Raw genomic sequence first — 16163 nt, 5'->3', positions numbered from 1 at the left:
CTGTGTGTTGTACTACTTATTTCGGTTGTTTTAATAATTCTTTAATATTAGACACGATTATTGATAAATCTTCTATAGTCATATTTGGATGAATTGGTAATGTCAATGCTTTTTCATACCACTTTTCTGCAATTGGACATATTCCACGTTCATAACCTAGTTCCTTATAATATGGGTGCCAATAGACAGGAATATAATGTACATGAACTCCTATATTCAAAGATCTCATTTGTTCAAACACAAACTTACGAGATATTCCATCAAGCTGAAGCATATACAAATGCCAGCCAGAATTAGTTCCCTCTAGCTGCTGTGGAACGATAATTCCTTCTATATCTTGAAATGCCTCCGTATAAAATGCTGCAATTTCACGACGTTGCTGGATAAACGTATCGATTTTAGTAATTTGAGATAAACCAAGTGCGGCTTGTAAATCAGGCATTCTATAATTATAGCCAAGGTCAGTCATTTCATAATACCAGCCACCTTGTTCAGCAGAAAAGTCAGTTTGCTCAATACCATGACTACGGAATAGTTGTAATTTACGATAATATTCCTCATTATTCGTTACTATAATACCGCCTTCAGCTGTCGTAATTGGCTTAACAGGATGGAAACTAAACATTGTCATATCTGCCTGTGTACCAACTTTTCCCCCTTTATATTCAGCACCAAGAGAATGAGCACCGTCTTCGATGACAACTAGGTTATGTTCACGTGCAATATCCATGATAGCATCCATCTCTGCTGGTTGACCTGTAAAATCAACTGGGATAATTGCCTTTGTATTTGGTGTTATCTTTTTTCTTATCTCTTCAGGATTAATGTTGTAAGTACTTGCGTCAATATCTGCAAAAACAACAGTTCCCTCCATATAGCGCACACAATTAGCACTGGCTACGAAAGTAATTGGTGATGTAATAACTTCATCACCAACACCAATCCCTGCCGCATAACAGGCTGCGTGAAGTGCTGCAGTTCCATTGCAAAAAGCAACTGCATATTGAGTACCAACATAATTGGCAATTGCCTGTTCAAACTGTTGAATTTTTGGGCCCTGTGTTAAAAAAGGTGAGCGTAATGTTTCTATAACAATTTGTATATCGTCTTCATCTATTGATTGCCGACCGTAGGAAAGAAATTGATTGAGTTTTTTCAAAGTAATAACTCCCAACTTAAAGGTGTTCCCTTTTTCACATCTTGCTTAACAGTCTTTCCAAGTACTAAATCATAGTATTTTGTTGGCAGCCCCAAACCTGGTCGAACATTTCGAAGATTTTCTTCTGTTAAAACGCCGCCTGCTTTTAAGTCTTCCCCTATATATAATGAACGTCGGAATTTAGTTGAGTTCTTTTCAGCTTCTGTTGGACCATATTGAATTTGCCCTAAGCTTTGCCACGCTCGTTCAGTTTCCTCTACAAGCATTTTTAACTCCTGTGGCTCCATAGAAAATGTTGAATCTACTCCACCATCGGAACGAGAGGTAGTAAAGTGTTTCTCAATAACAGTTGCTCCAAGAGTTACTGCAGCAACCGATACACCAACACCAATCGTATGGTCTGATAAACCAATTTCAGTACCAAACAACTCTCGCATATGAGGTATAGTGGCTAAATTAGAGTTTGCAGATGTAGCAGGGTATGTACTTGTACATTTTAATAATACAATTTGATGATTCCCTTCAGCTCTCGCAGCTCGAACCGTTTCATCAAGCTCTGCTGCTGTTGCCATACCAGTAGAAATAATAATTGGTTTACCAGTGCGAGCAACTTTTCGAATTAATGGAATATCAACATTTTCAAAGGATGCAATCTTATAAGCAGGTACATTCAAAGTTTCTAAAAAATCGACAGCTGTTTCGGCAAAAGGTGAACTGAAAGCTAGTAATCCATGTTCTTTTGCACGATTAAAAATTGCCTCATGCCATTCCCAAGGGGTGTATGCTTCTTTATACAAATTATATAGGGAATTCCCTTTCCAAAGGTTCGCATCGTCTTGAATAAAAAACTCACCCGTGTGAACATCCAATGTAATTGTATCAGGTGTATACGTTTGTAGCTTTAACGCATCCACTCCAGCTTCAGCTGCTAAATCTACTAAATGCAAAGCTCTTTCTAATGATTGATTATGATTGCCAGACATTTCTGCAATAATAAAAGGCTTTGCATGCTTGCCAATTTCTTTATGTCCAATTTTAATCATGCTAACAACTCCATTATGTGTGATAACCAAGCATTTGGTTGTGGTGTGGCAGTTAATTGTAAACCAATTTTTTCATGTCGCTCCACATCTATATCGCCCAACCCATTTAACATATGCTTATACTTATCTACTGTGACATCTTCATACCATCCTAAATTAATGACTGCCCCAAGTTGATCTGCATAGTTAGTTGTAATGAGCTGATTTTCAGCAACTATAGTACTTGAAGATGGGAGTCCAACATAGCAGCGCTCCCACATTGAACTTCCACCTGTACCAATGGAAAAATCCGCTTGCTGCATAAGCTGTGCCATATAAGAAATTTGACAATGATAATGGTAATTTCGTTCACGACAAATTTGCTCAATTTTTTCTTTATGTGCATTTCCTTTACCTACAACAACATCCACATGGGTAAAACTCAATTTTTCTAGTGCAGTCAATATTTTCGTTGTTTCATTGGTTGGATCAGTTCCCCCCATAAATACAAGAAGTCGCTGAATATTTTGATTGCTCTGTCGAATTTGCTGACGAGCTTCAATAAACTCCTCACGCATAATTAAATACTTTGGACCCAGTAATTTGATACAATGCTTTGGTACAAGATCATCATAACGGTCCTTAAAGTTTGGTACAACATTTTGATCTAGTAATACATCACAATCATGCTCTCTTGCCAAATCATCAATCACTACTAGCTTTTTAGTATAAAATCGAATATTTTGTTCCCATTCCATATCAATCCCGTAATGATCAATAATATAGAGATTAGCCTGTTCAGCATTAACAATAGTTTCATATCCTTGTTGTGAAACATAATCTATCAAATTGCCCGCATGTGGCTCCATCCAAAATTGAACATGGCAACCTTTCTGCCTTAAATTATGAGCAATTGTTAAACAACGCATAACATGACCGCTTCCAATTTCTACTGATGCGTCAGTACGAATAATTATTTTTTTCATTTAATCACCGGTTTTTGTTCAATATGTGCATTTAATCTAGCAACCTGAGGTGTTGCTTTTAAATAACGAATAACTTCTAAACTTGATACAAGGGTGTTATTAAAATGCTTCGCTACTGTCGAAACCAATTTATAATCTTCCACAGTATCTAACGTTAGACGTAACTCAGGAGCTATACGGTTTGGAGGCACATTATATGTAACTGCATTGAATTCCTTAGGAAATTCATATGCATAATAAGTGACATGCTCACGATGGCGAGATTCAGTCCCCCTCTCATATATACGTAATAGTGCATCATAGGAAACGAGTTCAACCGCTAATCCACGAGAAAGCTCTCCATTCATTAATACTATGTCTTTCTGCTCCTTTTCCATTAGTGAAACAATCTCACTTGCCATTTCATAATCAAGAAAGGGACAATCTGATGTAACACGCATAACATAATCAGGTTTATAAATTTTAGAACATTGCACATATCGATCCAGTACATCATCTTCAGAACCACGGAAATAAGATACCTTATGAATTTCACACCATTTTGCAATTGCATCATCCTGTGGTAAATGACTAGTCGCAACTACTACTTCACTAACTCCTTTAATTGCTCGACACCGTTCTATATCATATGTAAGTACATCTACATCGCCAAGTTCTTTCAAAACTTTTCCAGGTAGGCGAGATGACCCCATTCTTGCTTGAATAATAACTATTGTTTTCAAATAATCACACCCTACATTACATAGAAATTTTCTATTATATTGTTCCATTGTCAACATGAACAACTGTACCCGTAATCGACTTGGCTTGATCAGAAAGTAAGAAAAGTACTGTACTCGCTACACTTGATATATCCGTTTCCTTTTTCAAAGATGTTCTTTGGTAAATACGTGCTTTTTGGTCTTCTGTCAATGCTGTACTCATACTTGTTTCCATAAAACCTGGTACAACACAGTTAGAACGGATTCCTTTGCTACCCCATTCTCTAGCAGTATTTTTAGAAAATGCTTCCATCGCTCCCTTAGATGCTGCATACATGCTCAACCCTTTATATCCCGTATGAGCACTGATAGAGGATATATGCACGATAGAGCCCTGCGTTTTATGCAATAACATATCTCTAATTGCATACTTCGATAGGTGCATAGCTGCAAATACATTCACTTGGAACATTGTCTGCAATTGTTGAACATTAAGGTTAGAGACAATGTCGTCATATGCCATAGCTGAATTATTTACGAGTCCGTATATTGATCCTATTTTACGGATCTCCTCCATATATAATTGCTTTATACCATCCACATCTGTTAAATCATATGAGAGTGGTTTGAATCGGTCTGGGTATTTTGCTAACAGTTCGCCCGCAGCATCTTCACTTGAACGGCTAATACCAATAACACCAAATTCTGTTTTAGCTAGTATTTGATGAACAATTTCCCTGCCGACTCCTCTTGAATCACCAGACACAATAATCCATTTCATTTTCTGACCTTCTTTCCCGTTCTTGTACTAGGAAGTTCATCTACAAACTTAATAATGCGTGGAACTTTCCACTCTTGTAAATGTATAGATGCATATTGTTTTATTTCTTTTTTCAACTCTTTTTCATCCATTTCCTGATTTTTGATAACGTCTGCGACAAGTAACTCACCCGTAACACTATTATTTTTAGACTTCACTAGAATATCGATAACACCTGGAACTTGCATTAGTATATTCTCTACTTCGAGCGGATTCACTTTGTAGCCTCCTACATTAACCATATCCGACTGACGTGATTGGAACTTAAAATGTGTTTCATCAACCAATTCAACAAGATCTCCAGTGTGAAACCATTCACTATCCAGTGATAGAGACTTTGAATGTCCAAGTAAAGAATGATGTATACATAATTCCTGTTGTGCTGTAATTTTCACCCACTGTTGATGCTCCAGCTTAATTTCAAAAGTATCTCTTTGTGCTGTAAATAAACTACCTGCCTCAGTCGATGCATATATATTAATCATCTTAGCATTTGAAAAAACAGCTTTTAACTTCTCTTCTAAAAGTAAATCAAACTTTTCTCCACCAAATGTCACTCTTTTGACCATATAAAACGTATTTCCTTGTACATAAGGAAGTACATTTCTATAAAAAGTTGCCGTAGATGAAATATGAGTTATCTGATATTCCTCAATTAATGCTGGTATCTTCTTCATTGACTCACCAAACATATAAATTAATGTGTTTTGATTGAGAAATGCTTGAAAAAACACTTGCAATCCAGCCATATGAGTAGGATTATAGGCAAAAGCCCAAATATCATTTTCAAACTTCTTATGGATTTTTACGTTTCTTGTAAGTGTTTGGAAAGTATGACTCATCTTTTTAGGACGCCCTGTTGTACCTGATGTATATAGAGTTAATTGCCAGTTTTCTATATCTTTCACTCGTTGCATGACTTCATCTAACTTCTGAAGATTGAGGTGTTCTTTTAGTTTTGACTTCAATGTTAACGCATTTACATCAATACCTAATTCACTTATCTCTTTTTCAGAAAAATCTCCATCTAACACTTCAATTGGATAGTCAAAAAGCAGACTGTGAACAATACCTAAGAAAACATCGTAGGGGTGATTATCCTTCACATATAAATAAGGTATTTCATATTCCTTGTTATTCAAATCCAATAGCAATTTCTGATAACTATAAGCAATATCATTATGTACTAAAAAAACTTTCTCCATATTATACGCCTTCGATTTTAGCAATGATTTCACCAATTGTTTGAACGATGCCGTCTTCGAAAATGTCTACACCAAATTCATCTTCAATTCGTACTGTTAATTCCGCTAACATTAAAGAGTCTAGTTGTAAATCTTCTCTTAAATCCATAGAAGCTTCTAAAGATTCAATTGATTCAAATCCTGCTTCTTCTCGCATTTCATTAATAATTAATAATAATTTATCCATTTATTTATTCTCCAATTCTAAGTTTTTACTCTCCAAATTCACATACATACTTTTGGTATTTATTTAGCTTTAGCCAATCTTCTTTTAGAAGCTCCAATAAATTCAAATCAGAGTACGAACCATTTTTTAAAATATGATCTTTATATACGCCAACCATTCTATAACCATGCATTAAATTCAACTTAATAACATTGTTATTCCCTTCCATCACTTCTGCAGTGATTTTATGAAATTCGAACTTTGAAAATATATAATTATAAAAGTATGGAGGTATAATCCCTCCATATAAGCGATACTTTTCTTCTCCTATATAAAAGCCCCAGCTCGTTCTTTTATTCACAAAATCTATATTATTTAAAGAAATTACGCCTATTGGCTTTTCCTTTATTTCAATAATCCAATAAGCATCGGTTTTTGAATTTGAAATACTTCTAAACCACTCTCTCTGTTTATCCATATCTTTTTCAATATCCGTGTTCATGAATTTAGTGACATCTTCCTGTGTTCTCCATTCCAGAACTTGTTCAAGATGCTCTTCTCTAAGCTTAATAAAGCGAATCATTTAGAACCTCCGTAAATATTCGGTTTCCACATATATTTATAGTAATTTTATCGGTAAATTTAACGATTTTTCAATATCCTTAGCATAACAGAAAAAACGACTTTCAGATGATTGAAAGTCGTTTTTCTATTTTTGCTTTTATTAACAAATGGATTCCATTATCGCAGACCAATCTTTTTCAAGTCTCACAATATCTTCTTCTACTATAAGGTCACCCATCTGTACTTCAATCAGCTCTGTATCCGTCAATGCGTAAAGACAATGCTTCGAACCTAGTGGAATACTTAATACATCTCCAGGTAAAACCATCTTTACTTCATCATCTAGAATAAAAATCGCATCTCCTGAAATAATAGTCCACACTTCAGATCGATAGTTATGATATTGATAACTTAAGTTTTTCCCTGACTCAACACAAAGTCTTTTCGTTAAAATCTCGCGCCCATCTTTTCTCGTAACATCAAGCACTCGATACCAACCCCAACGGCGTTCCTCATACATCGGTCTTGAAAATAACCCCTCATGTAACATATCTTTCATTCGCGAACTTGCTGGCTTATCTGTTACTAAAATACCGTCAGCGCTAACAGCAACTACTGCATTGGAAATCCCAAGTACTTTAACAGGTAGATCAAGCTCATTAACGATATGCGTATTGTAGCTATCCTCACTTAATCCACCATTCCCAATAACCTGTTGTGACATCTCTTCCGTTAATGTATTCCATGTACCCAGGTCTTTCCAATAACCATCATAGGTTAAAGCAGTTATGTTAGTTAGATTTTCTACTACTTCATAATCAAAGCTATTTTTCGGTAATCTTGAAAATTGCTCTAGTAATTCTTCATATGAATTTGAAAATCCATCTTTGCTAAGTTTATTTAATAGTAACTTTAAAGGGAAAGCAAATACACCACTATTCCAATAAGCACCTTCACCAATTAACACTTCTGCAGCTTCTTCAGACGGTTTTTCAACAAAACGGGCTACTTGCATGTATTCAGTAAATTGCTTAGGTATTAAATAGCCATATTTAGAGGAAGGATATGTAGGTTTTATCCCTAATAAACCAATCTCAGAATCGGTTGCCATAACAAGCTTTTCAAGTTTCTTCACCTGTTGGTAAAAAGCAACATCTACAAAGGCATCCACTGAAACTACTCCAACGACCTCATCTTCCTTCATCCCTAAAGCTGAATTAAGATACGTACATGCTAGTGCGATTGCTGGAAATGTATCACGTCTTTCCGGCTCTACGACAATTGGAATATCACCTAACTGATTGCGTAACATATCTACTTGTCCAGCATTCGTTGCCACAATCATGTCTTCCACAGCAACAATCTCTGACAATTGACGATACACACGTTGCACCATCGACTCTACTTCACCAGTTTGCTCGTTATGTAATACTTTAAGGAACTGCTTTGCACGTGAGTCATTAGATAGTGGCCATAATCTTGTACCAGATCCACCTGAAAGTAGAATTAACTTCACTATTTTCACCACATTTCTTTAATCTGTACTATATGATAGTAATACTGGTCTTAACTCACGCAAAGTAAATCTAAAAAGTGATTTATCTTTTTCACTATTTTCTATTAGCGTCATATTATGCTGAGCATCTAAATAGCCAGGAAATAGAAACATAGCTTGTTCTATATTAGTAATCGCTTTTTCTTTATTGCCATTCATCATATAAATAACACCTAAATTATTCAATGCTGCCCCGTGGGTTACATCTGCAGCAAGTATTTTTACATATTCAACTAACGCCTCATCAAATCGTTTTTCTTCAATATAAACAATAGATTTCAAGAAACAATAGGTCATAAAGTGCGATGAACCTTCTAAAACACGAGTATTTTCTAACAGTTCTTCACATTGCTTCCACTGCTTATACCGAATTAAAAATAAAGCAAAATCTAAACTGTTTTTCTCCATTGTATAACTTCGTTTATAGATTTTTTCTTTAATATAATCCAAACCATATTGATCCATTATTAACTTCTCTGCATTATGGGAAGTACTCATACTGGAGGTTGTATTATTTGAATGGCGTCGAATGAAAGAAAGAGGTCTATCAATATATTCAATTGAATAATCCTTGTCTAAGAGACGTACCCATAAGTCAACATCTTCTACATACTTAATGTGCGTATTAAATCCATGTAATTCATGTAAACGCTTTTTATTCACTAACACACCAGAAGGCGAAATTATAGGATTTCTTATCAAAATAGCGCAAAAGCCTTCTATCGCACTTAAGCGCTTACCGTTCAGTTGCGAAGAAATAACTTGAGAATGTTCGTTAATTTGATAATAAGCAGTATAAATTGCTGAACTATCTTCTGTAGCTTCATTTATTTTAGCTAGATAAGATTCAACTAGATCTTCTGAACATTCATCATCAGCATCTAAAAATAATATCCAATCACCAGTAGCCTCATGAATACCACTATTTCTTGCTGACGAAGCTCCAGCATTTTTTTGTGTATGCAATTTTATCAATGGATATGTTTGTGATAATTCGTGTACAATTTCTACTGTTTTATCTTCACTCCCATCATCTATAACAATAATTTCCTTTACAGTACAGGACTGCTTAATAATACTCTTTATTGCTCGACCGATAAACTTTTCTGCATTATAAGCAGGTATTACTGCTGAAATGTACACAAACTCACCCTTATCTCTATTCATAAATTATTTTCGCTTAAAAAGCGTGCAACCTCTTCTAAATTTACAACAACATCTTTAGTAATCAATATTTCTGTTTTGGTCTCATTACATTCCCAATCTGTTCGCTCACCTAAGGAAAAGTAATAATCAATACCTACTTGACTACACAAAGCCCAATACATTGTAGGTACATAGATCGGATTAAATATTTCCAATAATTTCATACCCTCCCTACAATATACTAGATTAGTTAATGCTGCCCCATGCGCAGAGACAATTACATCTGCATTATGAAATAGCTGTGCCTGTTCCTTCACACCATAATCTTCCATGTTGCATATGATAAAGCCCTGATGTTTTAACATCTCAATTAGTAAATCTTCATTTACTATTTTTCTATTCCCCGTTTTACCACGCGTTACATACAATTTATTCAAATCGTTTTTACCCAGCATATTTTTATTTAAAAAACCTTCTCTTAAAAAGTCACAGATCCAAGTAGCTACATACCCAGAATCAAACGCTGGACTATAAGGAACAATCAACTGGTTGCCTTGAATAGCATAATTTTCACTTGAATTCACTATTTTTTTTATATCTATTCCTAATAACCGCAATGATTCATCTTGGTACTTATAACCTTGATAGTTACTTAAATAATAATCTAATTCAATCCCACTATCTTTTAATAACTTGAAACGTGGTAACTCCTCGACCATCCAATGATAATAATTATTGCCGCTCCATTTTGTTGTTGTAACCCCAACTTTACCATCTAGCTTTATAACAATTGGATTAGGATTCTTCATCCTCTCAAAATCGTACTGTTTCACACGTCGAGCATCCCAAATATTCATATTCAATATACTATTTGTTGATAACTCATAGATCATATTACCTTCATCATCAAACGTTGCCCCATTGAGACCATATGTAAATCCGTTCTCTATAGTTAACAAAAATACATCCCCACTTGGTCTTGGTTGCTGTGGAAATATAAAGCTAGGGTACTGATTTCGAAAAGAAGATTTTGGTAATATAAAATCCTTCATTTGCTGATTTTTAATCATATATTTAATATCTATCTTTCCACTATACTGCTTTATGTAATCATCAAGAAAGAACATATTACCTTTTTTAGGTGTTTTTCCACCTTCAAAAATGTAAAGGTAATTCCAATTTGATTTTATAATATTACCTGGATATAAGTAATCTTGATGCTCTAATAACCCCATACTATCTAACTGGGATGCAATTTCAGTTTGGTACATACTCGCTATAATAACAATATGCTTCTCTTTATCAATTTTATCTGGAGATATTACTTGTATACCTTCAAAATAAGTGTTCCATTTACTTGAATTATTATCTGTATAAAAATTCACACCCACATTTAATCTTTTTAATAAGCTCGTAATCTTGTTAGCAGATGAGCCTGTACCAAATAAAATAACCTTTTTATTATTTACTTTCTCCCAAAAAAGCATATTCCATCACATCCCTAATCTCACACAAATTATTTTATTATAAATTGTTGTAGTGGTATTGTATTTTGATTTTATAAAACCCCTTACAAACTCCCACTAAAATATTTTTATCATTACTGGTTATGTGGCAATTAGCAAATGCTATAAAAGGCAATGTAGGGTTTGAATAATCCCTGCATAATCACGCTTTACGCGGAAGGGGAGATATGATAGGCTCCCCTGCTAGCTAAACTCTCTGTTCTGCTTCATAAGCCTAAATCATATCGATAGAAATTCGATGTCAAGCGACTTAATGTATGAATAAAGTTGCAATTATTTGAATATACTTCTGTGCTGTTCATAACAAAAATTAAATGCCATAACCACTTTATGATAATATATTTGCTCTTGAAAGATTCTTATCTACTATTTTTATCAAACAAGTTCATGCCAAGTGCAAACTTTTAAATGTTTAAATCTTTGTTGCAATTGTTTTTTGACTATTTGTGATGCTCCGTACCTTTCAATTGAAACTACAATCATATCTATATCTTCTTCATTCAAAATACTAGGTGATTGAATCCGTATATCATGTAATAGCTGATTATGCATTTTGTCATCATTGTCGAGAAAGCATACTACTTCGCCCCCTCGTCCTTTCAAATCATGATAAAGATATGTAGCATTTTTCTTTGTACCAAATATCGCGATTTTAAAATTACTTATATTTAACTGATCATTTTTACCAATTAAAAAACTTTCCAACCACTGCCTATAAGTACTATTGATATGATTAGTTTCAAAGTTTTCCAAATTAAACTTTACATAATCCGGTATATTACCAAAGTGATTGAAATGAATTATCGCATTCTCATAATGCATGTCTTTCTCATGTTGAAGGGAACTACTTAGGCCGCCTAATCTAAAATGCGCCACTTCAATTGGAACATATTCAATATACTTTTCATACTTTTTAAAAGTCTTTATTGTAAAATCAACATCCGCTAAAATTCTATATGCTATATTAAATCCTTCAAACTCATTAAAAAGTTCCCTACGAGTAAATACAGATTGATGTGGACACATCTGTCCTTTTTCAAAATCCCTTAGTGACAAGCTTTGCCCTCTATAATGCCAATGTCCTGTAATTTCATCAATAGCTTTTACATTCCCATGTAGCAACATTACATTTGAATGATTAAATAAGTATAATCCGATTTCCTCAATAATAGCGTTTGTTGAAAAGTAATCGTCAGCATTCATAAAGTTTATAAAATCACCTGTCGCTAACCCTACACCCTTATTAAACGCATCATATACCCCTTTATCCGACTCTGAGACTATTATATCTATTTTATCCTGGTACTTCTCCACAATCTCCATCGTTCCATCAGTAGAGGCTCCATCAACAATAATATACTCAATATTTTCATACGTTTGCCCTAGTACACTTTGAATCGTTTGCTCAATAGTATTTTTTGCATTATAACAAGCTGTTATTATACTAATTTTCGGTCCTTTATTCATGGCTTTATGGCATTATCAAGATACCAATTATATGCATCTTGAACTCCTTCCTTCAATTTTATTGAATGTTTCCAACCAAGATTATGTAATTTAGATACATCTGTTAACTTTCTCGGTGTGCCATCCGGCTTACTAATATCAAATACTAGCTTGCCTTCATAGCCAATAGCTTCACATAATAATAATGCTAATTGCTCTATAGATATTTCTTTTCCCGTACCAATATTAATAAATTCCCCAATCTGCTCAGCATCGCAATGTTTCATTAAATAAACACAAGCATCAGCTAAATCATCCGCATGCAAAAACTCACGGAGTGGCCTACCCGATCCCCAAACAGAAACTGTCGATTTCTTATTCACCTTTGCTTCATGGATTTTCCTTATAAGTGCAGGTAATACATGTGAACTTTGCAAATCAAAATTATCATTTGGTCCATATAAATTGGTTGGCATCACACTAATAAAATTTGTTCCATATTCTTTGTTATAAGCATTACACATTTTAATACCTGCAATTTTAGCTATTGCATATGCCTCGTTAGTAGATTCTAAACCACCTGTTAGTAAATATTCCTCTTTTAACGGCTGCGGTGCCATTTTCGGATAAATACATGTACTTCCTAAAAATAGAAGCTTTTTCACCTCAGATTGACGTGCTGCTTCAATAACGTTCATTTGAATCATTAAATTATCATATAAAAATTGCCCTGGGTATGTTGAGTTTGCTAAAATTCCACCGACTTTCGCAGCGGCTAAAAATACATACTCTGGTTGTTCCTCTTCAAAGAATGCCTCTACTTCTACCTGCTTACGTAAATCTAATCCTTTGCTTGTTCTAGTTATAATATTTGAATACCCAGCAGTATTTAGATTTCGAACTATTGCAGAGCCAACTAATCCCCTATGGCCGGCTACGTATATTTTTGATTGTTTATCCATTTCATACTCACCTTTTATTTCAATCTATTATTATTATCGGCAAACTACCATCAAACTACATTAAAAAGCGACAAAGGTAGCTATTATTTCCGCCTTCATCGCTTCGATTTAGTTTTCTATTCTTTTCAAATCTTCTTGAACCATCATTTGAACTAATTGTTGGAAAGAAGTCTTACGTTCCCAACCAAGTTTTTCTTTTGCCTTTGCCGGATTTCCAAGTAATAATTCTACTTCAGTTGGACGGAAAAATTGAGGATCAACTGCTACAATCACTTGACCTGTTGCACGATTGATTCCCCTCTCATTAATACCAGTTCCTTGCCATTTAAGTTCAATACCTGCTTCACTAAATGCACACTCTACAAACTCACGAACAGTCCTAGTCTCGCCTGTTGCTATAACGAAGTCTTCTGGTTTTTCTTGCTGTAGTATCAGCCACATAGCTTCAACAAAATCTCCTGCAAATCCCCAATCACGTTTGGCATCAAGGTTACCTAAATATAAGCAATCCTGATTACCATTCTTAATATTCGCAACAGCCATCGTAATTTTCCTTGTCACAAATGTCTCCCCACGTAATGGTGATTCATGATTAAATAAAATTCCGTTACATGCAAAAATATTGTATGCCTCACGATAATTCACTGTAATCCAGTATGCATACATTTTTGCAGCGGCATATGGACTTCGAGGATAAAAAGATGTTGTCTCAGACTGTGGCGTTTCCTGGACTTTTCCATACAATTCACTAGTTGAAGCTTGATATACTCTAGTTTTTTGTTCAAGTCCTAAAATGCGAATAGCTTCTAGTAAGCGTAATGTTCCGATACCATCAGCATTGGCTGTGTATTCCGGGGTATCAAAAGAAACATGTACATGACTCATCGCTGCTAAATTATATACCTCATCCGGTCTAATTTCGGACATTAAACGGATTATATTGGAAGAATCCGTCATATCGCCATAATGTAGAGTTAATCGGTCATCCTTTAAAAACTCTTCTATCCGATCAAAGCGTTCAATCGAGGTACGGCGGACTAAACCATGAACCTCATATCCTTTATCTAGAAGGTGTTTCGTTAGATAGGCACCATCTTGACCTGTAATCCCAGTAATCAAAGCTTTTTTCATAAACAGTTTACCTCTAACTTTATTTATTTCATACAAATGACATAATCCTTAAGTGTAAATCCATTTTCACAAAGCACATGTTCAATTTCTGTATACCATGTTGAAGCAATAAAAACGAAATAATCCTTACATTCCTCTAGAGAATTAATACGATAAGATTCTACAATTTTACCCTGTAAGGCTTTATTACTATCTATAAACACATCAACTGGAATATTATAGAATCTTAATATAGTTAATACTTCTTTACCAAATTCCCCTGTACCGTAAATAGCTACTTTCCTACCATCAATTTTTGATAACACTTGATTTCTCTTATTATCAAAAACATACCATTTACTCTGTTCGTTCCATTGAGCTTCAACGGATTTTTGAAACCCTTTGGTATACATTTGAATATCAAAGATTTTCTTACCTTCATCTACTATAGATTTTTCTTTTTTCTTACTTAATGGTATTTGAATTACCTCTTGATACAATTGTTTATACAGATTAGCCATTTTTTTTGGACGATAATTCAGTACTACTTCTTGACGTGACTTCTCTGATAAAAGCTCATAGTCTGGATGATGTGCAATAAAATCTATTCCTTTAGCCATATCGTCTGCTTTATACACATGAGATAAGTAACCTGTTTCTCCATGTTTAATAATATCAGCAGGACCTGTCGCATTGAAAGCGACTACTGGTGTTCCACATGACATAGATTCTACGATTGTTTTTCCAAATGCTTCTTCAATAGAAGGAGCAACAAAAACATGAGCGGCAGAATATATTTGAGATAAAATATAATTATCATTTACAATACCAAAATCAGTATAAGAAATGCCTACTTCTTTTAATGCCTCTGAGCCATCGCCACCGAATGTAATCAAATGATAGTCTTTTTTATTTTTCAATAACTGCAATGCATCAATTAATAATTTAAATCCTTTTCTTTCATCCCCATATGCATTAATAGCTCCAAAGGCTATTATTTTTTTATCTAATGGTAGGCCTTTCTTTTGGCGAATAGATACTTTATTAAATGCCGTAAATACATTTGAATCAATGCTGTTCGGTATTACATGCACCTTCTTGTCATTTAATAAACTACTCGAATTTGCACACTCAGCTAACCAGCGACTGATTGCCACAGGATGTACATTATGATAATTTTCTAATTTCCTAAGGTAAGTCCAATTTGTAACATCATGCTTAACGTAACTATTAAGTAGTTTACATGAACCACAATTAACTTTATACCTCTCACAACCATTAGAATAATGACATCCTCCTGTGAATGGCCACATATCTCTGAAAGTCCAAACAATAGGTTTATTAATTTTAGATAAAGTCTCTAAACTCAACATTTGATCATTAATCCAATGCAAGTGAATAATATCTGCTTCTTGAGAGAGTTCAATTATTTTCTCGTCAAAAACTCCCTTACCTAAACTAAAAAAACCATTCTTTTGCGGATATTCACTTAATACAAATTGCTCAAGCTTTCTATTACGATATCGTTCTAATTTTCCCTCTACACTCGTCAATAAATACTCTATGTCTTCAAATTCATCATCAAATAAACTATCTACAACAAAAAAGCGAGAATCTATTCTCTGCTCTTTTAATGATTTATGGAGAAAATAAGCTCCTCTCGCAGCCCCACCTGTGATATTACCACTTGTAAAATGTATAATTTTCACTTTTCCACCACTAATTTTTATTATATTTTTTACCTAGGGTATTCTGT

Annotated in this window: 15 protein-coding genes; all 15 read right to left on the bottom strand. The window is 34.4% G+C overall.

The genetic code is table 11. From position 1 onward, the window contains the following. Positions 1-16: 16 nt before the first annotated feature. Positions 17-1159, bottom strand: a complete 1143-nt coding sequence (gene pseC, locus B1B04_RS01225) for a UDP-4-amino-4,6-dideoxy-N-acetyl-beta-L-altrosamine transaminase (RefSeq protein WP_079559515.1) — start codon at positions 1157-1159, stop codon at positions 17-19. Continuing rightward, the gene (gene pseI / locus B1B04_RS01220; RefSeq protein ID WP_079559514.1) at positions 1156-2202 is read right to left on the bottom strand and encodes a pseudaminic acid synthase; all 1047 of its coding nucleotides are present in this window, start codon (positions 2200-2202) and stop codon (positions 1156-1158) included. The genes pseC and pseI overlap by 4 nt, the downstream gene beginning before the upstream one ends. Further along, positions 2199-3167 carry a UDP-2,4-diacetamido-2,4,6-trideoxy-beta-L-altropyranose hydrolase gene (pseG, locus tag B1B04_RS01215; RefSeq protein WP_079559513.1) on the bottom strand — a complete coding sequence of 323 codons (969 nt, stop codon included), beginning with the start codon at positions 3165-3167 and terminating at the stop codon, positions 2199-2201. Before pseG ends, pseI begins: the two co-directional genes overlap by 4 nt. Next, positions 3164-3889: a cytidylyltransferase domain-containing protein gene (locus B1B04_RS01210; protein ID WP_079559512.1), complete on the bottom strand. Its 726-nt coding sequence runs from the start codon at positions 3887-3889 to the stop codon at positions 3164-3166. Before B1B04_RS01210 ends, pseG begins: the two co-directional genes overlap by 4 nt. Positions 3890-3923: 34 nt before the next feature. Next, complete coding sequence (locus B1B04_RS01205) at positions 3924-4649, bottom strand: SDR family NAD(P)-dependent oxidoreductase (RefSeq protein ID WP_079559511.1); 726 nt, start codon at positions 4647-4649, stop codon at positions 3924-3926. Next, on the bottom strand, positions 4646-5893 hold the full coding sequence (locus B1B04_RS01200; RefSeq protein ID WP_079559510.1) for an ANL family adenylate-forming protein: 1248 nt from the start codon (positions 5891-5893) through the stop codon (positions 4646-4648). The genes B1B04_RS01205 and B1B04_RS01200 overlap by 4 nt, the downstream gene beginning before the upstream one ends. Before the next feature lies 1 nt (position 5894). Then, positions 5895-6119, bottom strand: coding sequence for an acyl carrier protein (locus B1B04_RS01195; protein ID WP_079559509.1), 225 nt, complete (start codon positions 6117-6119; stop codon positions 5895-5897). Positions 6120-6144: 25 nt separating this feature from the next. Further along, positions 6145-6681 carry a UDP-4-amino-4,6-dideoxy-N-acetyl-beta-L-altrosamine N-acetyltransferase gene (pseH, locus tag B1B04_RS01190; RefSeq protein WP_079559508.1) on the bottom strand — a complete coding sequence of 179 codons (537 nt, stop codon included), beginning with the start codon at positions 6679-6681 and terminating at the stop codon, positions 6145-6147. A 141-nt stretch (positions 6682-6822) separates the two neighbouring features. Then, complete coding sequence (locus tag B1B04_RS01185; RefSeq protein ID WP_079559507.1) at positions 6823-8178, bottom strand: sugar phosphate nucleotidyltransferase; 1356 nt, start codon at positions 8176-8178, stop codon at positions 6823-6825. 18 nt (positions 8179-8196) lie between these two features. Next, positions 8197-9384 carry a glycosyltransferase gene (locus B1B04_RS01180; protein ID WP_079559506.1) on the bottom strand — a complete coding sequence of 396 codons (1188 nt, stop codon included), beginning with the start codon at positions 9382-9384 and terminating at the stop codon, positions 8197-8199. After that, a complete protein-coding gene (locus B1B04_RS01175) occupies positions 9381-10850 on the bottom strand; it encodes a glycosyltransferase family 61 protein (protein WP_079559505.1) in 1470 nt (489 codons plus the stop codon). The genes B1B04_RS01180 and B1B04_RS01175 overlap by 4 nt, the downstream gene beginning before the upstream one ends. A gap of 414 nt (positions 10851-11264) precedes the next feature. Beyond that, entirely contained in the window at positions 11265-12356 is a 1092-nt protein-coding gene (locus tag B1B04_RS01170; RefSeq protein ID WP_079559504.1) for a glycosyltransferase family 2 protein, read from the bottom strand. Continuing rightward, entirely contained in the window at positions 12353-13297 is a 945-nt protein-coding gene (locus tag B1B04_RS01165; protein WP_079559503.1) for a GDP-L-fucose synthase family protein, read from the bottom strand. The genes B1B04_RS01170 and B1B04_RS01165 overlap by 4 nt, the downstream gene beginning before the upstream one ends. A 108-nt stretch (positions 13298-13405) precedes the next feature. After that, positions 13406-14428: a GDP-mannose 4,6-dehydratase gene (gmd, locus tag B1B04_RS01160; protein ID WP_079559502.1), complete on the bottom strand. Its 1023-nt coding sequence runs from the start codon at positions 14426-14428 to the stop codon at positions 13406-13408. 23 nt (positions 14429-14451) lie between these two features. Then, on the bottom strand, positions 14452-16116 hold the full coding sequence (locus tag B1B04_RS01155; protein WP_079559501.1) for a glycosyltransferase: 1665 nt from the start codon (positions 16114-16116) through the stop codon (positions 14452-14454). Positions 16117-16163: the final 47 nt, after the last annotated feature.

It is taken from the genome of Lysinibacillus sp. KCTC 33748, from assembly GCF_002237755.1.
GTDB lineage: Bacteria > Bacillota > Bacilli > Bacillales_A > Planococcaceae > Lysinibacillus.
The sequence above is the reverse complement of the archived record's forward strand: the minus strand, read 5'-3'. Positions and strand labels throughout refer to the sequence as shown.